Source organism: Binatus soli (SeqCode) (genome assembly GCF_050015535.1).
Lineage (GTDB): Bacteria > Desulfobacterota > Binatia > Binatales > Binataceae > Binatus > Binatus soli.
On the sequence record NZ_JBEKBF010000019.1, the window covers coordinates 45,375 to 66,290 of the forward strand.

General features: G+C 60.1%; 15 protein-coding genes. 11 read left to right on the plus strand and 4 right to left on the minus strand.

The genetic code is table 11. From position 1 onward, the window contains the following. The first annotated feature begins 321 nt into the window (after positions 1-321). The 4 genes from ABR989_RS14645 to ABR989_RS14660 all read left to right on the plus strand — a co-directional run bounded on the left by ABR989_RS14645 (position 322) and on the right by ABR989_RS14660 (position 4,527). The gene (locus ABR989_RS14645; RefSeq protein ID WP_428129966.1) at positions 322-996 is read left to right on the plus strand and encodes a class I SAM-dependent methyltransferase; all 675 of its coding nucleotides are present in this window, start codon (positions 322-324) and stop codon (positions 994-996) included. 90 nt (positions 997-1,086) lie between these two features. Then, positions 1,087-1,686 carry a hypothetical protein gene (locus ABR989_RS14650; RefSeq protein WP_428129969.1) on the plus strand — a complete coding sequence of 200 codons (600 nt, stop codon included), beginning with the start codon at positions 1,087-1,089 and terminating at the stop codon, positions 1,684-1,686. Next, a complete protein-coding gene (locus tag ABR989_RS14655) occupies positions 1,683-2,117 on the plus strand; it encodes a hypothetical protein (protein WP_428129971.1) in 435 nt (144 codons plus the stop codon). Before ABR989_RS14650 ends, ABR989_RS14655 begins: the two co-directional genes overlap by 4 nt. Before the next feature lie 229 nt (positions 2,118-2,346). After that, positions 2,347-4,527 (plus strand): fused MFS/spermidine synthase, encoded by a 2,181-nt coding sequence (locus ABR989_RS14660; RefSeq protein WP_428129974.1) that lies wholly within the window; start codon positions 2,347-2,349, stop codon positions 4,525-4,527. Positions 4,528-4,620: 93 nt separating this feature from the next. On the opposite strand, the gene ABR989_RS14665 is transcribed toward ABR989_RS14660, so the two are convergent. Genes ABR989_RS14665 through ABR989_RS14675 form a run of 3 tightly spaced genes read right to left on the minus strand, consistent with a single transcriptional unit; the run spans position 4,621 to position 12,088 of the window. Next, positions 4,621-7,740 (minus strand): multidrug efflux RND transporter permease subunit, encoded by a 3,120-nt coding sequence (locus ABR989_RS14665; RefSeq protein ID WP_428129976.1) that lies wholly within the window; start codon positions 7,738-7,740, stop codon positions 4,621-4,623. Further along, complete coding sequence (locus tag ABR989_RS14670; protein WP_428129978.1) at positions 7,737-10,853, minus strand: multidrug efflux RND transporter permease subunit; 3,117 nt, start codon at positions 10,851-10,853, stop codon at positions 7,737-7,739. Before ABR989_RS14670 ends, ABR989_RS14665 begins: the two co-directional genes overlap by 4 nt. Then, complete coding sequence (locus ABR989_RS14675; RefSeq protein WP_428129980.1) at positions 10,850-12,088, minus strand: MdtA/MuxA family multidrug efflux RND transporter periplasmic adaptor subunit; 1,239 nt, start codon at positions 12,086-12,088, stop codon at positions 10,850-10,852. The genes ABR989_RS14670 and ABR989_RS14675 overlap by 4 nt, the downstream gene beginning before the upstream one ends. Positions 12,089-12,307: 219 nt before the next feature. On the opposite strand from ABR989_RS14675, the gene ABR989_RS14680 reads away from it, so the two are divergent. The 4 genes from ABR989_RS14680 to ABR989_RS14695 all read left to right on the plus strand — a co-directional run bounded on the left by ABR989_RS14680 (position 12,308) and on the right by ABR989_RS14695 (position 17,699). Next, positions 12,308-12,937: a TetR/AcrR family transcriptional regulator gene (locus ABR989_RS14680; protein WP_428129983.1), complete on the plus strand. Its 630-nt coding sequence runs from the start codon at positions 12,308-12,310 to the stop codon at positions 12,935-12,937. A gap of 42 nt (positions 12,938-12,979) precedes the next feature. After that, complete coding sequence (locus ABR989_RS14685; RefSeq protein WP_428129985.1) at positions 12,980-14,395, plus strand: M20 family metallopeptidase; 1,416 nt, start codon at positions 12,980-12,982, stop codon at positions 14,393-14,395. 96 nt (positions 14,396-14,491) lie between these two features. Next, on the plus strand, positions 14,492-16,231 hold the full coding sequence (locus ABR989_RS14690; RefSeq protein ID WP_428129988.1) for a TIGR04190 family B12-binding domain/radical SAM domain protein: 1,740 nt from the start codon (positions 14,492-14,494) through the stop codon (positions 16,229-16,231). Between the two features lie 124 nt (positions 16,232-16,355). Beyond that, the gene (locus ABR989_RS14695; protein WP_428129990.1) at positions 16,356-17,699 is read left to right on the plus strand and encodes an NAD(P)/FAD-dependent oxidoreductase; all 1,344 of its coding nucleotides are present in this window, start codon (positions 16,356-16,358) and stop codon (positions 17,697-17,699) included. A 126-nt stretch (positions 17,700-17,825) separates the two neighbouring features. Here the strand turns inward: ABR989_RS14695 and ABR989_RS14700 are convergent, their stop codons facing one another. Then, a complete protein-coding gene (locus ABR989_RS14700) occupies positions 17,826-18,710 on the minus strand; it encodes a hypothetical protein (RefSeq protein WP_428129992.1) in 885 nt (294 codons plus the stop codon). A gap of 188 nt (positions 18,711-18,898) precedes the next feature. On the opposite strand from ABR989_RS14700, the gene ABR989_RS14705 reads away from it, so the two are divergent. From ABR989_RS14705 to ABR989_RS14715, 3 genes are read left to right on the plus strand one after another with little or no spacing between them, the layout of a single operon-like run. Beyond that, complete coding sequence (locus tag ABR989_RS14705) at positions 18,899-19,081, plus strand: hypothetical protein (RefSeq protein ID WP_331960507.1); 183 nt, start codon at positions 18,899-18,901, stop codon at positions 19,079-19,081. Between the two features lie 24 nt (positions 19,082-19,105). Then, complete coding sequence (locus ABR989_RS14710; protein WP_428129995.1) at positions 19,106-20,416, plus strand: acetyl-CoA hydrolase/transferase family protein; 1,311 nt, start codon at positions 19,106-19,108, stop codon at positions 20,414-20,416. Positions 20,417-20,445: 29 nt separating this feature from the next. After that, positions 20,446-20,916, plus strand: a complete 471-nt coding sequence (locus tag ABR989_RS14715; protein ID WP_428129997.1) for an SRPBCC domain-containing protein — start codon at positions 20,446-20,448, stop codon at positions 20,914-20,916.

Below are 20,916 nucleotides of genomic sequence, written 5' to 3' on the forward strand. Positions count from 1 at the left end.
GAGCACTACGACTTATACAAATACAAAGTGTGCAAAATTACCCCAAATCGTTCATGAGCAACTTTTATGCCGTGAAATTGCGTTGAAAATCAGTGCCTCAGATGGCCCGGTAGCAACTCCGATACAGCCCCGATGACTCATTTTTGCAACAGGTGTGGCCCCCATTCGCCGCTCGGCTATCTCAGCCCGGTGGAATATAAACGGCGAAACCCGCAGCGATTGTCTGCTTAACCCGGGTGTCCATGGACTCGGGGCAAGTTCACGCCGCAAGCAGGATTGTTGGGGCGGTTTCGTGATACTCGGTAATACGAGGCATCGAAGGTGACCCCCCGTCCCGACGACCGCTCGCAACCATTTCAAAGGCTGACGCGCTGGCTCACGCCGAACCGATCCACCGCGATTCGCCAGTATCGCTCGCGCGCCCGCATCTACGATCTCGAGCTCGCATTGTTCGAACCCGTGCGGCAACGCGCCATCGATCTGCTGCGTCTGAAAAACGGCGACCGGGTTTTGGATGTCGGCTGCGGCACCGGGCTGAGTTTTTCGGCACTGGAAGGTCTGGTCGGCCCCGAAGGCTCGATCGTCGGAATCGAGCAGAGCCCCGAGATGCTCGAGCGGGCTCGCGCGCGGACGGCTGAGAATAGCTGGAAGAACGTCGCGCTCATCCCGGCCTCGGTCGAGGAAGCCGCTATACCGCTGGCGGCCGACGCGGCGTTGTTTCATTTCACGCACGACATAATGCGTACGCCCAAGGCGCTCGCCAACGTATGCAGCCATCTCAAGCCGGGCGCGCGGATCGTCGCGGCCGGACTCAAGTGGGCTCCGATCCGGGCGATGCCGCTGAATCTCCTGGTGTGGAACGCCGCGTTGCGATCGACGAGCACGCTCGAGGGCCTCGCGCGTCCGTGGAGCCATCTCGAGCCGCTGGTGTCACGGCTCGAGTTGGAGCAGATGCTCGGCGGCACCGTCTATATCGCCAGCGGCGTCGTAAAGTAGGCCGGAATTTTCTGATACTATGGCTATATGGCGTCGCGAGGGATTGAATCAGTGATTCCCGAGCACCCCGGCTCGCGACGCCCCGATGTCATGAGACATACACTTGTTCTCGCGGCGCTTTTTGCTGCGACCGCCGCGTTCGGATGCAGCACTCAGCAGCCGGATCAATCGCAATCGCAACCGGCAAGCGCGTCTCAATCGGATTCGCAGCTTGTAATCGCGCCCAAGATCACCGACGAGCCGGCGCATCCGTTGCCGTTCAAGGGCCGGTTGGTCGCCGGCGACCCGACCGAACTTCCGCCCGCAGTGGCGATGTCCCTGTCGAGCACTTCACCCGTAACATTCACCTATCGCGAGGAATTGACGCACGACGACTATCACGTCCCACTGATTGTCAGCGCGCTCGATCCAGCCAACCTGGTCGGTGCTCCGCTCGGCGATATTGGGACGACTGCGTTTGCGTCTTTGTCGATCAGCGACGGCGACCGGATTCTCGGCGACTACACCGCCAAGGAGCACGTCTCGAAATCGTACAACCTGTACTCGCATCCCACCCACAAGCAGGTGGACGACGCTGCTCGCGCCGCGGTCAGGAACAGGATCGATCAAAAGCTCTATAGCGATGAGGCCAGGTTGGCGGATGCCGTCGCCAGCGCGGGCAAATCTCCAACTGCTTCCGTTGGCCAATGAATCGCCGGCTTCTGGTACTTTTGCTCGGCGTCGTCGGCACGGCAGGATTCGGATGCGCGGTCCAGGGCCAACCGTTTGAAAAAATCCCGTCACCTCCGGGCAATGCGGTGATTTACGTGTACCGGCCTTACAGCTACGGGTCGTCGGCGCTTCGCCCGGCGGTTACATGCGGTGAGGACACGGCGCGGATCGGTCCGGGCGGCTATCATGCTTTCATCGTTCCCGCCGGCGAGAAGGTAGTTTGCAGCATCCAGACCGACACCGCCGACGAAGTGGAAATCCAGACCGAGCGGCGAGCCTACTACATAAGAGAGGAACTTGGATGGGGCGTCCTGACTGCCACGCCGCATCTCAATCCGATCGATACTGATGCGGCGCAGACCGAGATCCAGAGCTGCGTGCTGGAACCTCCGATCGGGAGCGCGAAATAATGTCGATCGAGGATGACGTGGCGTCCTCGTTTTTTCGTGCCGCCGCCATCTCACAGGGAATTGCGATGCGCGCGAAACCTGGCAACGCAAGCGGTGGGAAGTGCCCCTGCACTGCGTATTGCCCGACGCGCCTGCTTGAGGTGTAATGCCACAGCACGTGGGGGAAACAAACTGACTATAATCGTTAAATCTTGAGCGGTCTTGTCACTCGGCTAACAAGGTCGCTTGCATGCTGATCGGTGTTTACTCCCTGGCGCTTTTCGTCAGCGCGTTTCTGCTGTTCTGGATGGAGCCACTCTTCACCAAGATGGTATTGCCTCTCTTGGGTGGATCGCCGGCGGTCTGGAACACCGCGATTATGTTCTTCCAGGTCGTGCTTCTCGCCGGCTATGGCTATGCGTACTTTCTCAGCCGGGTTGCGAAACCAAGCCGGCAATTCTGGATTCATGGAGCCATTGTCCTCACAGGATTGGCATTCTTGCCGCTCGCGATCGTTCCGGGCCGGATTCCTCCGAGCGATCACTCGCCGATCTTGTGGCTGATTGGCCTTCTGGCGGTTTCGGTCGGATGGCCTTTCTTCGCGCTGTCGGCGTCCTCGCCGCTGCTGCAGGCCTGGTTCGGACAAAGAGGCCATAGATTAAGCGCCGATCCATACTTCCTTTATACCGCGAGCAACTTGGGCAGCCTCGCCGCTCTGCTGGCCTTCTCGTTGATGCTCGAACCGTCGCTGACCTTGGCGGAGCAAAGCAGGGCTTGGATGGTGACCTACGCCGTATTGGTAATCCTGGTCGGCGCCTGTGCTCTGCCGCTTGGGCACGGCACATTCCACGCGCAATCGACCGGCGCAAAAGCTGCGTCGCCACGCCAGGTTACCAGCCTGCGACAGAAACTTGTGTGGATCGCGCTTGCCTTTGTTCCCTCGAGCCTGCTGTTGGGGGTCACCTCATACATTACCACTGACATTGCGCCTGCCCCGCTGCTATGGATCATTCCTCTAGCTCTCTATTTGTTGTCTTTCGTCGTGGCATTCAGCCGGTCACCTCTTATAAAGCTGGCGTGGGCGCTGAAGGCGCAGGCGGCAGCAATTGTCGTAACTTCGATCGGGATTCTGGCCGGGTCGGTATTTGGCTCGGGAGGGACTATCGCCTTAGACGTCTCGCTTCACCTGTTGACATTTTTCCTCATCGCGCTTGTCTGCCATACGGAGTTGGCCAACCGCCGGCCTGACGCCGAGGGAGTCACCGAGTTTTATTTCTGCATTTCTATCGGTGGCGCCGCGGGTGGGATCTTTAATGCGCTCGTGGCGCCGTTAATGTTTTCATCCACCTATGAGTATTACCTGGTGCTGGCCGCAGCCTGCGCTCTTCGACGGCCCGTGGGGAGGCCGGCGCGCGCTAACAGTCCCAGGGATTTTCTAGTTCCAGTGCTACTGGCTCTCGCCGTTGCAGCGATGGCCTATGGCTCGGCTCGCGGCCACCCACCCGATTTAGTCATCCGCATACTTTTCCTCACGCTGACTGCGGGCCTGCTATATAGTTTCACCGAGAACCCGGCGCGTTTTGCGCTTGGAGTAGCGGGCGTGCTAGGCAGCGCTGCTTTAGTACAGGCTTCCGTGGGAGTGCTCCATCAGGAGAGGAACTTTTTCGGCGTCAAAAAAGTCGAGATCGTGGACCAGGGAACCAAAACAGTCCTCGTGCATGGAACGACATGGCATGGAGCAGAGTTTATCGACACCGATCTTAGGCGAAAACCGCTGCTGTATTACGCTCGATCAGGACCCGTGGGGCAGTTCTTCACGTTGTTCGGTGACATCCATACCGTCGGCGTTATCGGTTTGGGAACGGGAGCGCTCGTCTGCTATCGGAGACCCGGCCAGGAATGGACGTTCTATGAAATTGATGGGGCAATCGAGCGAATAGCTCGCGACCCACGCTACTTCCACTATCTCGAAGATAACGGGGCCGACACGAAGATCATTTTGGGCGATGGTAGACTGTCTATTCAAAAGGCGCCGAATAACTACTATGACGTGATCGTTATCGACGCATTCAGTTCGGACTCGATCCCCGTCCATCTTCTTACAAAAGAAGCGCTATCGCTCTATCTGGCGAAACTGAAAGATCACGGGATAATTTTGTTTCATATAAGCAACAGGTCTTTGCTCCTGGCGCCTGTTGTAGCGACCTTGGTGGAGAGCGTAGGGGCCGTCAGCAAGGACGAAGTTTATCACCCTTCTGCGAAGGAGGGGGCGCAAGGAGCCACTGTGGCGGAGTGGGTAGCTATCGCTCGGCGCCAACAGGATCTTGGCTTTCTCGACAAAGAGCCGCGTTGGAAGCCGCTCGTTTCGGAGCCGGGGGCCAGGCCCTGGACCGATGATTTTTCGAATATCGTCAGCGTGATCAGGTGGTGACCACCGCTGCGCCCCTCGATCGCGAATTACTTCTATGCGCGCCTGCCTTTTGAACACATCGGTTACCAGATAAAGGAAACGCGCCCTGAATAGTCAATCGGCTATGTGCGGCTGAGCCGGCGCCGTAGTTGGGCGGCCAATGGCCCGCCTCCACAGTTTCGACCATCCAGCGCTGAGCCGATCCATATACAGATAGATCACCGGCGTTGTGTAGAGCGTCAGGACCTGGCTCACGAGCAGTCCGCCGACGATCGCGATGCCAAGCGGGCGGCGCATCTCGGAGCCCGTGCCGGTGCCCAACGCGAGCGGCAACCCGCCGAGCATCGCAGCCATCGTGGTCATCATGATCGGGCGAAAGCGCAGCACGCACGCCTGGTAGATCGCGTCGTGCGGCGACTTGCCTTCGCCGCGTTGAGCCTCGAGCGCGAAGTCGATCATCATGATCGCGTTTTTCTTGACGATGCCTATCAGCAGGATGATTCCGATGAGCGCGATCACGCTCAGGTCGATGTGGAAAATGAGCAGGGCAAGAATTGCGCCGACGCCGGCCGAGGGCAGCGTCGAGAGGATCGTGATCGGATGGATGTAACTTTCGTAGAGAATGCCGAGCACGATGTACACGGCGAAGAGCGCGAATAAGATGAGGAAGCCTTCGTTCTTGAGCGAGTCCTGGAACGCCTGTGCGGTCCCCTGGAATGTTCCGCGAATGCCGGCGGGCAGTTTAATCTCCGCCTCGGCCTGCATGATCGCGTCAACCGCATCGCCCAGAGCGACGCCTGGTGCGAGATTGAACGAGATCGTCACGGAAGGAAATTGACTGGTGTGATTAACGGCGAGCGCGGTCGTGTCATTGGCGAAGTGGGTGAAGGCGTTGAGCTTGACGAGCTGCCCGGTGCTGGAGCGCACGTGGATCTGGTCGAGCGATTCGGGGTTCTGCCAGAACTGCGGCGCGACCTCCATCACGACATGGTACTGGTTCAGCGGCGTGTACATCGTGGACACTTGCCGCTGCCCGAACGCGTCGTAGAGCGTATCGTCGATCGCCTGTTGCGAGAGTCCCAGGCGCGAAGCGGTGTCACGATCGACGACGACGTTGGCTTCAAGGCCGCTATTCTGCTGATCGCTGCTGACGTCGGTGAGAATGTGAACGGTGCGCAATTTCTTGAGCACCTTCGGCGCCCATTGATTGAGCTCATTGAGGTCGTCGCTCTGGAGCGTGAACTGATATTGCGCGTTGCTGCCTCTGCCGCCGATCCTCAGATCCTGCGTGGCCTGCAGATAGAGATTGACGCCGGGGACGTGGGCGACCTCCTTGCGGATGCGCGCGATAACCAGATCGGCGTCGATCTTTCGTTCGCCCATGGGCTTGAGGCCGATGTACATGGTCGCGGTATTGGTTGCGCCATTGCCGCCGGTGAATGCGATCACGTTGTCGACGGCCGGGTCTTTATGGATGGTTGTTATCAGTTCAGCAAGCCGATCCTTCATCGCCTGGAATGAAGTGTCCTGGTCGGCCTGCACCGCGCCCATCAGACGTCCGGTATCCTGCTGAGGGAAGAATCCCTTGGGCACGACCCTGAATAGAAAAATGCTGAGCCCAAGCATCGCGAGCGCTACCATCAGAGTAAACGGCTGATGGTCCAAAACCCACAACAGGCTGCTCTCATAACGGTCAAGCATCCCCTTGAAAAATCGCTCGCTCGCCATGTACCAGCGGTTATGTTTTTCCTGGTCGTGCGGCTTGAGCAGTTGCGCGCTCATCATCGGCGTCGTGGTGAGCGAAATTACCAATGAAACGAGGACCGCGGCCGACAAGGTGACCGCGAACTCGCGGAATAGCCGGCCGACGATTCCGGCCATCAGCAAAATCGGGATAAAGACCGCGACCAGCGAGATGCTGATCGATATCACCGTGAAGCCGATGCCCGCAGCGCCCTTGATCGCAGCTTCGAACGGCGGCATTCCCTGTTCGCGGTAGCGGGAAATGTTTTCGATGACGACAATCGCGTCGTCAACCACAAAGCCGGTGCAAATCGTAAGCGCCATCAGCGAGAGGTTATCGAGGCTGTACCCGAGCAGGTACATGATGCCGAATGTTCCGACCAATGAGAGCGGAACGACGACTCCCGGAATCAACGTGGCGCGCAGGTTACGCAGGAACAGGAACACCACCATGATCACGAGCGCAGTCGAAATGCACAGCGTGAACTCGACGTCGCGCACCGAGGCGCGGATGGTGGTGGTGCGGTCCAGGACTACGGAGAGATCGATCGCCGGCGAGATCGAGGCGCGCAACTGGGGCAACGCGGCATAGACTCGATCCACCGTATCGATGATGTTGGCGCCGGGCTGGCGGAAAATGACGACCAGGACGGCCATCTTGCCATCGACCATCCCAGCGGCGCGGACGTTCTCGACTGAATCCCTTACCAATGCGATATCGGAAAGCTGAACCGCGGAGCCATTGTGGTAGCGCACGATCAGCGGCTGGTAGTCGTCGGCCTTGAGCAGTTGATCGGTCGTGCTCAGCCCCCATGTCTGGCTATCGTTGGCCACTTCGCCCTTGGGCCGGTTCGCGTTGGCGGCGGCCAGAGCCGTTCGCACATCCTCGAGACCGACGCCGAGGTTGCTCATCTGCGTTGGATTCAGTTCGACGCGGACACCCGGCAGCGCGCTTCCACCGACCATGACCTGGCCGACGCCATCTATTTGCGAGAGCTTCTGCTCGAGGATTGAATCAGCCGCGTCGTACATCATTCCCGGGCGCACGGCGTTCGAGGTCAGGCCGAGAATCATGATCGGCGCATCGGCGGGATTGACCTTTCGATAGGTCGGCTTGCTCGGCAGAGTTGTCGGCAGTTGCCCGGCCGCGGCGTTGATGGCGGCCTGCGCGTCGCGCGCTGCAGCGTCGATATTGCGGTTCAAGTCGAACTGCAAAACTATGCTGGTGGCGCCGAGGTAGCTGGTCGAAGTCAGTTCCGTCAGACCCGCGATACGGCCGAACTGGCGCTCGAGCGGAGTCGCCACCGACGAAGCCATCGTCTCCGGACTCGCACCGGGCAACGTCGCCTGGACCTGAATGGTCGGAAACTCGACCTGCGGCAACGGTGCAACCGGAAGCAGCCGGAATGCGATCGCTCCCGCGAGCGCGAGCGCGATGGTCAGCAGCGTGGTGGCGACCGGCTTCCTTATGAAGGGTTCGGAGATGCTCATGACGCTTGAACCGGAACGGTCTCCGGAACAACATCTTTTGTCTTCCATTTCGACACTTGGGTCGCCAAGCGGTCGAAGGTCAGGAAAATCACCGGCGTCGTGTAAAGCGTGAGCACCTGGCTCACGAGCAGGCCGCCGACGATTGCGATACCGAGCGGGCGGCGCAACTCGGAGCCGACGCCGGTTCCCAACGCGAGCGGCAACGCGCCGAGCAACGCCGCCATCGTGGTCATCATGATGGGCCGGAAGCGCAGCAGGCAGGCCTGGTAGATTGCCTCGCGCGGCGGCTTGCCTTCCCCGCGCTGAGCTTCGAGTGCGAAATCGATCATCATGATCGCGTTCTTCTTCACGATACCTATCAGCAGGATGATACCGATGAGCGCGATCACGTTCAGATCTTGACCGCAGATCATCAGAGCGAGGATCGCGCCGACGCCGGCCGACGGCAGGGTCGAGATAATCGTGATCGGGTGGATGTAACTCTCGTAAAGAATTCCGAGCACGATATACACGGTGACCAGCGCCGCAAGGATCAGCAGCGGCTCGTTCCTCAACGACGCCCGGAACGCGGCGGCGGTGCCCTGGAAGGAAGCCTCGATACTTGCAGGCATCCCGATTTCCTCGCGCGCCTGGTCGATGGCGGAGACCGCGTCGCCGAGTGAATAGCCCGATGCGAGATCGAACGAGATTGTAACCGCGGGAAACTGGCCCTCATGGTTGACGGCGAGCGGGGCCGAACCCGGTTCGAAGTGGGTGAAGGCGCTCAGCGGCACCTCACCGCCGGCGGTCGAGCGAATATAGATGTCGTCAAGCGCGTGTGGATTGCGCTGCAACTCCGGCGTGATTTCGAGCACCACGTGATACTGGTTCAGCTGTGTGAAAATCGTCGACACCTGCCGCTGTCCGAAGGCGTCGTACAAGGTCTGGTCGATCAGATTCGGGGTGATACCGAGGCGCGAAGCGGTCAGCCGATCGATGACGATATGCTCCTCCCAGCCCTCGTTCTGCTGGTCGGTGGCGACGTCGCGCAGCGCGGGCAGCATCTTGAGCTTATCGACGAGTTTGTTGGTCCACAGATTCAATTCGTTGGCGTTCGGATCTTCGAGGCTGTACTGATATTGGGTCCGGCTCACGCGGTCTTCGACCGTCAGGTCCTGCACCGGCTGCAAGTACAGCGTTATCCCGCTGACCGCCGCCAACTTCGGCGCCAGGCGTCTGATCACAGTGCTGATGTCGACCTTGCGCACATCGAGCGGCTTCAGATTGATCAGTATTCGTCCGCTGTTGACGGTGATATTGGTGCCATCGATCCCGACGAACGACGACAGGCTCTCCACCGCCGGGTCCTGCAAAATGACCCGCGCCAAAGCCTGCTGGCCGCGCACCATCGCGGCGAACGACACATCCTGCGGCGCTTGAGAGACGCCCTGGATAACGCCGGTGTCCTGCACCGGAAAGAAGCCCTTGGGCACGACGATGTAGAGCACGATGGTCAGGACCAGGGTGGAGATCGCGATCATCAGCGTTGCGAATTCGTGTTCAAGAACCCATTCGAGCGTTCGCCCGTAAAGCGCGATGGTGTCTTCGAATACCTTTTCCGACTTGCGATAGAACCAGCTCTGCTCGCTCTTGGGCCTATGCCGCAGCAGCTTCGCGCTCATCATCGGCGTCAGCGTCAGCGAGACGACCGCGGACATCAGGATCGTCACCGCCAGCGTGACCGCGAACTCACGGAACAAGCGGCCGACGATGTCGCCCATGAACAGCAGCGGAATCAGCACCGCGATCAGCGAGATGGTCAGCGAAACAATCGTGAAGCCGATCTGCTCGGCGCCCTTGAGCGCGGCCGCCAGCGGCGCGTCGCCTTCCTCGATAAAGCGCGAGATGTTTTCGATCATCACGATCGCGTCGTCAACGACGAAGCCGGTCGAAATCGTAAGCGCCATCAGCGACAGGTTGTCGAGGCTGTAGCCGAGGAGGTACATGACGGCGAGCGTTCCGATCAGCGAGAGCGGAACCGCGATGCTGGGAATGATGGTCGCCGACAGACTGCGCAGAAACAGGAAGATGACCATCACGACCAGCGCCACCGTCAGCATCAGCTCGAACTGCACGTCCGCCACCGAGGCGCGAATCGAGGTGGTACGATCTGTAAGTATCTCGATTTTCACCGACGAGGGCAGCGAGGCCTGCAAGCGCGGCATCAGGGCCTTGATGCGGTCCACGACGGCGATGATGTTGGCGCCGGGCTGACGCTGAACGTTGAGGATCACGGCGGGCGTGAGGTTCATCCACGCCGCGGCCTTGACGTTCTCGGCGGCGTCGATCGCAACTGCAACATCGGAAAGCTTAACCGGCGCGCCGTTGTGATATGAGACGATCAGAGGCATGTAGTCCCTGGCTTTCAGGAGCTGGTCGTTGGCGCCGATCGTGTACGCCTGGTGCTTGCCGTCGAAGTTGCCCTTGGCCTCGTCGACGTTGGCGTTGGCGATCGCGGTGCGCAGGTCCTCGAGCGTCAATCCATACGACGCGAGCGCGGTCGGATTGGCCTGCACGCGGACCGAAGGTTTCTGGCCGCCGCCGATGCTCACCAAGCCCACACCGGGCAGCTGTGAGATCTTCTCGCCCAGACGCGTATCGGCCAGATCTTCGACCTGGTCCAGCGGCAGTTCCTTCGACGTGAGCGCCAGCGTGAGGATGGGCGTGTCGGCCGGATTGGTCTTGCTGTAAACGGGCGGGTTCGGGAGATCCGTCGGCAGGTAAGTCGCGGCCGCGTTGATTGCCGCCTGTACCTCCTGCTCGGCAACGTCGATGTTCAAGTTAAGGTCGAACTGGAGCGTGACGACCGAGCTGCCGAACGAGCTGCTCGAGGTCATCTGGGTAAGCCCGGGCACCTCTCCGAATTGGCGCTCGAGCGGCGCCGTTACCGAAGACGCCATCACGTCCGGGCTTCCGCCCGGGTAGAAAGTCATGACCTGGATGGTCGGATAGTCCACCTGCGGCAGCGCCGACACGGGCAACTGCCCGTAGGCGACGAGGCCGGCCAGCATCAGTCCGACCATCAGCAGCGAAGTTGCAACCGGCCGGAGTATGAACGGGCGCGAAATACTCACGGAGTACTCGCGGGCGGCACAGCCGCGGTCTGCACATTCACGTGCGACCCTTGTTGCAGCTTGTCCACCCCGTCGGTGACGACCAGGTCACCGGCCGCAAGACCCTTGTTTATGGCGATCACGTCGGCCTGGGTTGCGCCCACGGTCACGCTGCGCATCTCGACGGTCTGGTCAGGCTTGACGACATAAACAAACGAACCTTGCTGGCTGCGCTGGAGACCGGCCGCCGGGATCAGAATCGCGTTGTGCAGGGTATTGACGAGCAGCTTGGCGTTGACGAATTGATTCGGAAACAGCGCGTTGTCCTCGTTGGGAAAGGACGCCTTGAGCTTGATCGTGCCGGTGGACTGATCGATCTGGTTGTCGGTCGTGAGCAGGGTTCCAGCCGCGAGTTGGTGCTTGAAGTCACGGTCGTAAGCCTCGACCGGCAAGCGGGGGTCGGCCTTCATCGCGGTCTCGAGGCTTGGCAAATCGTCCTCAGGAATACTGAAATCAACCGCGATCGGCTGCAGCTGCGTGATCACCGCCAGACCGGTCGTGTCGGTCGCATGAATGATATTGCCCGCGTCCACCAACCTCAGCCCAACCCGACCGGTGATCGGCGAAGTGATGCGGCTGTAAACCAGCTGAAGCTTGGCGTTGTCGACGGCGCCCTTATCGCTCTCGATCGAACCGGCGTACTGTCCGACGGCCGCTTCCTGGTTGTCGAGGTCCTGCCGTGCGAGGACCTTTTGAGCGTAGAGTTCCTTGTCGCGTGCCAGTTGAATCTTCGCGTTTTCGAGCGACGCCAGATCTTTCGCGAGCGTGCCCTCGGCCTGGGTAAGCTGCACCTGGTACGGACGCGGATCGATCTCAGCCAGCAGATCGCCGGCCTTTACCAACTGTCCCTCGGTAAAATTTACCTTGTCGAGCGCGCCATCCACCCGGCTTTTGACGGTGACCGTGTTGTAGGCCGTCACCGTTCCGATCGCGGATATGTACTGGTTCATATCGCCGAGCTTCGCCGGCGCCGCTGCCACCGGAACGATCGTGTGCACTACGGCTGGAGACGCCTGTGTGGAAGAATCAGGTCGGCTGCGGGCGATAAGAAAGTAAAGGCCAACTACCGTGACGGCCAAAACGACCAGCCACAGCCGCCATCGTTGAATAGCTTTGTCGAGCCAACTGCGCACTTCAGCGTCCTGTACAAATCGCGAGGCGTCAGGCTTTCCGGTCGCGGGGGCATCTGAATCCATCATGTTCTCCGTGGCACTCGTATCCAAGCAGCCAAATACCAATATAGCATCTATTGTTGCAATTTTGGACCAGCCAGTCCATATTTCAGATGAGGCCCCTTGGAGGCGATTACGAATCACGCAGAGTGTTGAAGAGTGAAAAGCTCGAAATCGAAAACGACGATTGATCCCAATCTTTCAACAACCTGCTAGGAATCCAATGATTGCAGGTTTCCAATCGTGAGCGTCAAGCGCCAACCGGCGGCGCCGCCGATTCGCCGCAAAGACGGCCGTGGCAGGCCGTCAACGCCGTTCATCCGCGAAAGAATCCTGCTGAGCGCCGCGGAACTCTTTGCCGAAAGGGAATTCGAGCTGGTGTTGATCGACGAGGTCGCCGCTCACGCCGGAGTCGGCAAGGGCAGCGTTTACCGCCAATTCAAATCGAAAGAAGAGCTCTATGCGGCCGCGGTAATCGACGGATTCACGGAACTGCGGCGCGAAATTCGCTCGGCGCTGGCGGGATGCACGTCGATGCGTGAGCAAATCGCGACGATCGTGCGTCATTCTCTAAGATTCTTCTGGAGCCGCCGCCAGTTCTTCGCCCTGCTGCGCGATCCCAAGGCGTTGCGGCCCTCACAGGAGCGCCAGTATCAAGCTCAGCGCAATGACTTGTCGCGATTGATAAGCGGAGTTCTCGATGAAGGCGTCAGGCGCGGTGCGATGAGGCCGGGTATCGACACTCGAATCGCGGCCGAATCGCTGCTGGGCATGATGCGCGGGATCAACCGCTACGGTCGCGAGTACACGACACGCGAGCGCGGGGTCGATATTGTCACGTCGATCTTCCTCGACGGATGCGCGGCGCGATAACCTTCTTTGCCAATCGCCACTCATCTCGCGTAGGCTTTCGTCATGGACAAGGCAGCGATCCGAACTCACGTCGAGCGGCTTTGGGATGAATCCGTAGTCGCCGAACTGGTCGAGTACATTAGTATCCCCAACAAGTCGGTAGCGTTCGATCGCGACTGGAAAGCGCACGGTCACATGGACCGCGTCGTCGCGCGCTTCGAGGATTGGGCGCGCCGCCAGCCGATCGGCGGCATGAAGTTGGAAGTCGTGCGGCTCGAAGGCCGGACCCCGCTGCTGTTCATCGAAATTCCCGGCGACTCGAAGGATTGCGTGCTGCTCTATGGGCACATGGACAAGCAGCCCGAGATGTCGGGATGGCGCGAAGGGCTGGGCCCGTGGCAGCCGGTGCTCGACGGCGAGCGTTTGTATGGCCGTGGCAGCGCCGATGACGGGTACGCGATGTTCGCATGTATCGGCGCGATCGGCGCGCTGCAGGCGAACTCGATTCGACACGCGCGATGCGTGGTGATCATCGAGGCTTGCGAAGAAAGCGGCAGCTTCGATCTCCCGCACTACATCGAGCATCTGGCGCCCCGCATCGGGCAGCCGAGCCTGTGCATCGCGTTGGACTCGGGATGCGGCAATTACGAGCAACTTTGGTTGACAACATCGCTGCGCGGCCTGGTCGGCGGGAAACTCCAGGTCGACGTGCTGACGGAGGGCGTGCATTCGGGCGACGCGGGCGGAGTCGTGCCCGACAGCTTCCGCATCGTGCGCCAGTTGTTAAGCCGCGTCGAGGATGAGGCGACGGGGAAGGTGCTCGGACCGGAATTTCACGCGTCGATCCCCGATGCGCGGCTCACGCAGGCGGCCGCTACCGCCGCGGTGCTCGGCGACGACTTCCGCGCGAAATTTCCTTTCATCGAGGGCGCGCGTCCTGTAAGCAACGATACGACGGAGCTCATCCTGAACCGCGCGTGGCGGCCCGCTCTGTCGATTCTCGGCGCCGACGGGCTGCCGCCGACCGGCAGCGCCGGCAATGTGCTGCGGGCGGGCACGGCGGTGAGTTTGTCGCTAAGACTGCCCCCGACGGTAGATGCAAAAGTCGCGTCGCAAAAGCTGAAAAGCATTCTCGAGAAAGACCCGCCGTATGGATGCAAAGTGAGTTTCCGGGCGAACTGGGGCGCCGGCGGATGGGATGCGCCGGCACTATCGCCGTGGCTCGAGCGCAGCCTGGAGGCGGCCTCGAATGACTACTTCGGCAATCCGGTTGCCTACATGGGCGAAGGCGGCACGATTCCATTCATGGGGATGTTGGGCGAGCGGTTCCCACAGGCGCAATTTATGATCACCGGGGTGCTGGGACCTCACGCCAATGCCCACGGGCCCAACGAGTTTCTCCACATTCCGACCGCGAAGAAGGTGACTTGCTGCGTGGCGAAAGTGATCGCCGATCATTTCACTCGCAGTACTACTTGATTACCCAGTTGAGACGGAGGAAGCCATGTCGATTCGAATCGCGTGGGAGCGCGAGAGCGGCGAGCATCACGTGATGCAGTTGCGGTAGGCAGACCTATGCGGCGAGACAACGGCCTGGACTTACTGCTCCTACACCCTCCGAGCGTTTATGACTTTCGTGAGAAGTCTATCTTCTACGGTCCTGTTAGCGACCTCATTCCATCGTCTCCCGTGTTCGAGATGTATCCGCTCGGGTTTCTTACCATCGCAAGCTACCTGCAGGAGCGCGGAATGAACGTGCGCATAGCAAATTTGGCGGTGCGCATGATGAATGAGCCGCGTTTCTCGGTTCCACGGTTTTTGGCATCGGTTCGCCCTAGAGCCGTAGGCATCGACCTTCACTGGCTGCCACACGCACACGGGGCGTTGGAGGTAGCCCGAGTCGTGAAGGAGATCCATCCGGACATCCCGGTCATCATGGGCGGGCTCTCCTCCACATATTTTCATGAGGAACTCATCGGCTATCCACAAGTGGACTATGTGCTTCGCGGTGACAGCACCGAGCCGCCCTTGCATCAGCTTCTTCACTCTCTTGGCGACCGCCGCGCTCTACGTAACATTCCGAATCTCACATGGAAGGACAATGGAACGCCACAGGTCAATCCGATGACCTTCTTGCCGCCGTCTCTCGACTATGTGGATCTGCGGCCGGACCTTATAGTCGAGATGGTGATGCGCTATCGCGATCGCAGGAGCGTGATGCCATTCAGTGGATGGTGGAGTAATCCGACCACGGCGGTATTCACTGTCAAGGGATGTGCTTGCGAGTGCGTAACTTGCGGCAGCTCGAAGACGACGTGTGCCCATCTTACTAAAAGGACGCGGCCGGTATTTCGCAGTCCCGCAAGCGTGACCGCCAACGTTGCGGCAATCTCGCGCCTCACGCGGTCACCGATATTCCTGGTAGGCGACCTTCTCCAGGCGGGAGCGGCTCATGCGGACGAGGTGCTAAGCGCATTGCATGATGCGCATGTTCCAAACCTGCTGGTCTTTGAATTCTTCGATCTGCCGCCGCTCGATTTTCTCCGCCGCATAGACGCGTCCGTCGCTCACTGGAGCATAGAAATCAGCCCCGAAAGTCATGACCATGAGGTACGGCGCGCACAGGAAGGCGAACCGTCATACGACAACGCACAACTCGAATCGGTACTTTCCGAAGCGCTTCGTTTGCGCTGCAGCCGTGTGGACGTGTTCTTCATGATCGGCATGCCGCGACAGACGTACCAGTCGGTTCAGGACACAATTACTTACTGTGAGCATTTGTTCAGGATTAGTGACCAAAGACTGTCGTGCTTTATTTCGCCATTAGGGCCATTTGTCGACCCGGGAAGCCGGGTCTTCGAGAACCCGGAAAGCTTCGGCTACCGATTATTTGCGCATAGCCTCGAGGAGCATCGGCGGCTCCTGCTTGAGCCGTCCTGGGAAAGCATCCTGAACTACGAGACCCAATGGATGAGCCGCTCCGAGCTTGTCGATGCAACATATGACGCCGCCGAACGACTCAACGAGTTGAAGCTGAAATACGGTCGGATAACCTACCGACGTGGACGCCAGGTGGCGAGCCGGATCGGAGCGGCGCGCGAGCTGCGAAGCCGGCTGGCTGCGAAGTACCAACAGCAGGACGACCAAGTTTTGCATGCGGGCCTTAAGGCCGACATAGCGAAATATAGCGAGTCGACGATGTGCGATAAGCGGGAATTGTTGTGGCCAAGACACCTGTTCAATTTCAGACTTGCGGAGATTGTTGGTATAGGGCTTCGGCATTTCTTTACGCACGGTGGCGACGTGGTCTCGTGAGCAGTTTGCGCCGCGATCCCGCTCGCGCCCCTCTGAGCATCACGCGGAAAACATCGTCGCAGCGGTTGCAAAACAGGCCGAAAGACGAGCATGTTTGGAGCGAGGAGACAGGATAAAAACAGCCATGACGACAATGTCCCTGCCTGACTCGCCGCTTTCGCTTTGGCTCGACACTTACGGGCCGTACACGCCCGAGCCGCCGCTCAAGGGTGAAATCGATGCCGATGTGGCGATCATCGGCGGTGGTTTCACCGGCCTTGCCACCGCGCGCGAACTCAGGCGCGCCGACCCGTCGCTCAAGGTCGCGGTGCTCGAAGCCAAGACCGTTGGCTACGGCGCGAGCGGCCGCAACGGCTCGTTCGCGATGACGGTGGTCGGGCTGGGACTGGGCGTGACCGCGATGGTGCGCGGCAAGCAATTCCTCAAAGAAGCGCATGCCTACATGGAGCAGGCGGTTGATAACCTGGACCGGCTAATCCTGGATGAAAAGCTCGAATGCAGCCGTATTCGCCCCGGCTTTCTGCGCGTGGCTACGGCGCCGGGCTACATTCGCCGCCTCCAGCACGACGTCGAGCTCATGAAATCACTGGGCTTCAGCGGGATCGACTGGATCGGGCGCGACGAAGTGCGCCGCCGGGTTAACTCGGAACGCTATCTGGGCGCGATGTGGGAACCGCGCCTGGTCCTGGTGAATCCGGCGCAGCTGGTGCGCGAGGACAAGCGGATCGCGCTCAAAGCGGGCGCGTCGGTTTACGAAGAGACCCCGGTGCTCGAGATCACCTCGCGGCCCAATTTCAGGCTCATAACTCCGGGCGGAGCAGTTAACGCCGCCAAGCTCGTGTTCGCGACCAACGCCTACTCGCACCTCTTTCCCGAACTCAGGCGCAAGCAAGTGCCCGCCTTCACCTACATGATCGCAACCGAGCCGCTGAGCGCCGAGCGGCTCGAGCCGATCGGATGGAGCGGGTTCGAGGGAATCGAGGACGCGCGCAATCTCATCCACTATTATCGGCTGACGCCCGACCGCCGCCTGGTGATGGGCGGCGGTCCGGTTGGACTGACCTGGGCGAACAGCCTCGACGCCGATCGCTCCGAGTCCGCGTGGCGCCATCTCGAGGAGCACATCGCCTTCCTGTTCCCGTCGCTGCGCGGGGTTCGGATCACCCATCGATGGGGCGGACCATTTTCGATCACACTCGATCTTACCCCTGCAGTCGGCTATCTGGGTGACCATCGCGCAGTTTACGCGCTCGGCTGTATCGGCCACGGGGTCTCGATGAGTCACCTGAACGCGCAGGTGCTGCGCGACCTGGTGCTGGAGCGCAAGAGCGAACTGGATTGCCCGTTCGTTAATCGAAGAGTGATTCCGTGGCCGCCCGAACCGATCCGGATCGCGATCGCCGGCGCCCTCAGAGCCTACCTGAGAACCGAGGACTGGGCTTACGAGCGGCGCATCGCCGGCGCCTGACTGACACCCAATCCCGGCATCGACGCCAGCCGAAGCGGCCCCGCTCGTCTGCCCGCCGAGACGATGTCTCATCTAATCGGGCGACTCTCACATTCAAGGCGCCCATAGGGACCTGGCCGCGACGGATCAGCTTGCGATCGCGTCCTTGTACAGCGGCGACGACGCTTTCATGAAGCGCAGCAGCATCCTCATCTCCGCGATGCGCTTGCCCGCCGCTTCATTCAGCGCGGTCTCGAACCACATGAATTCGGTCTTGGGGCTCTGGCCCAGCGCCACGATACTCCCGCCCACGCGGTATGGACGCTCGACCAGGACCGGGCCGCTGATGTTGCGCAGTTCGATCGCGCCGAACAGGCCCACTGCCTGGCCCAGTTTGCCGTGCAGACTCGCGATCGGTTGCGCGTATAGAAGCTGCACCATCGCCGCCGGAGTGGCGATTGCAGCGCCCCATGGCGAGGGCGTGGTGTACCATTCCAGCGGGTCGGTGATGACTTTCATCCGTTCGGCCATCACATCTTTGGTCAGAAATGCGTCGCATTCCTCGAAGCGATCGCCGACTTTAAGCGAGCCCAGGATCCGCAACTGACCCGCATCGAATCGATCGAGCGGACGGCGCAGCAATGCGGTTGGATCCTCGGGGCGTCCGACAGACGCGGTGCCTTCCGCTACGCGCATGCCGTCATCGCGCTCGATCCAGGCATCGATCTGCGCGTCGGTCGCATCGTGGGGCGGCTCTTTGAGGAACGCGCGGACCGCTTCGCGGTCGGTCGTCGCATTCAGGAAATACATCGAGATAGTGCCGCGTTCAAACCATCGCTTGCCGAAGGCTTTCAGCAGGAGCGGCGGAAACAGTTCCAGGTGTATCGATCCGGCGACGGTGCCACCGCGAAAACCGAGCTTGGTCGCCATCGCGTCATCATGGATGCTCCCCGAAACATTGCGAGCGTTATTCACGGATCGGCGCAACGGGCCGACCAACACATGGTCGCGCAACTCGATTTCTGAATTCATGACGCCATCCTCGAAGCGAATTCAAGCAGGTCCCACGGCGATCGGCAAACTCCTCAAGCCTGGAGCGATAGAGCGTTTCCCGATCCATTTGTTCCAGTGCTAGCTTCGGTGCATGGCTGCAAAGCTGGGGTTTGGCCGTGGCACGAAAGCCGCTGCATCCCTTTCAGTCAGCAGGAGGTCCAACGCTTATGCCGGTCGGCGTAGTCAAAACTCCAGAAGACGAGATCGCGTGGGAACGCGCGAAGGCCCGCGCTCGAGAGGAATATCCGAACGCGCGCGGCAGGCAGTTCTACAGTATAGTGATGGCCATCTACAAGAAGATGACCCACTACACGCCTGCTTCGCGGCGCCGTACAGAAATCCCCAGGTAACGGAGCCGGGGGAACGGACAGTATATGTACGAAACGGAATACAAATCCAAGTTGATGACGCCGGCGGCGGCGGTGGAATTGATCCCGTCGCGAGGCACGCTCTCGATGGGCATGGCGTTCAGCGAACCGCCCGCCTTGTTAGGAGCGCTTGAGAATCGAGTGAAGAGCCGCAAGATCGAGGAGCTTCGCGTTTACTATTCGCACTCAGTCGCAGCCGCCGCCGTCACGATTCTCAAGTACGAATACATGGACGTCATCAAGCCGCATCCATTCTTCCCGACGATTGTCGAACGAACGCTCATCGAGCGGGGCCAGCAGGACAATCGGCGCGTCGTCTTCTACATGCCGGGCAATTTCAGTGCGATGCCGCGGGTGTTGCGCGAAATAGGAATCGACGCATTCATTATGATGGTCGCGCCGATGGACAAAGGCGGATTCTTCAGTTGCGGCACCAACGCCGACTACACAATCCCGACCGCACGAATCGCAAAGAACCTGATCGTCGAAGTCAATCCCAGGATGCCGCGCGTGTTCGGCGATTCGTCGGTGCACATATCGGAAGTCGCGGCGATTGTCGAAAATGAAAGTCCGCTGTTCTCGCTGCCTTCTCGCCCGCCGACACCATTGGACAATGTGATTAGCAAGTACATCGTGGAGATGATCCCGGACCGCGCAACACTCCAGGTAGGAATCGGTGGAGTACCCAGCGCTGTATGCGCCGCCCTGCACGGCCGCAAGGATTTGGGCATACACAGTGAGCTCATGATGCCGCCCTTGGCGGCGCTGATTCAGTCGGGCACCGTCACGAACAGGTACAAGAACCTCAATCGATACAAGAACGTGTACACCTTGGCGGCCGGCAACCAGCCTTTCTACGAATTTCTCAACGACAATTCGAGCATGGAGGCCCGCCCCGTTGATTATGTGAACGACCCGAACGTCATCGGACAGAACGATAGCGTAATCTCGATCAACGCGTTTCTCGAGGTCGGCCTCGACGGCGAGGTCAATTCCGAAGCGATCATGGGCAAGCAGTTCAGCGCTCCCGGCGGCCAGTTGGATTTCGTGCGCGGCGCTCAGCTATCCAAGGGCGGCAAATCGATTCTCGCTGCGTACTCGACCGCGGGCAACGGCGCCATCTCGCGCATCGTCCCAAAGATCGAAGGACCCACTACCGATCCAAGAACCGATACTCAGTATGTCGCTACCGAGTATGGAGTGGCTTGCCTCACCGGCAAATCGACAGCGCAAAGAGCCGAAGCGCTGATCGCAATAGCTCATCCGAAATTTCGCGAGCAACTTCGTCTCGGCGCGCGGCAATTGGGTTACCTGTAAAGGGTAAGCGGAAAGGGGCACTTATCGCGATGAAATGGCCGGCAGGATTCGAACCTGACAACTCATCCGTGTACGCGCGCAATGAAATTGCAATTGCTGCCCCGCCTGAGCGCGTATGGCGATGGCTCATTCGCGCCGCCAAGTGGCCCGAATGGTACACCAACAGCGCCAACGTGAATTTCATTCGCGGCAATCCACCCGACCTCGCGCCCGACACCGAATTTCGATGGAAGACGTTTGGCGCCACCGTCGCCAGCCGCGTGATCGTCTTCGAACCGCCGCGCGAACTCGGATGGGACGCGCATGGAGTGCTGAGCGCATATCACGGCTGGCTTATCGAACCGGATGGCGGTGGCGGATGCCGCGTCATCACCGAGGAATGCCAGAACGGCCTCGTGCCGAAACTCGCGTGGTGGTATCTGCGCCCGATGCTCGAGCGCGGGCATCAGAACTGGGTCGATAGCCTCAAGCGCGTTGCCGAAGGCGGAGAGCCATCGTAG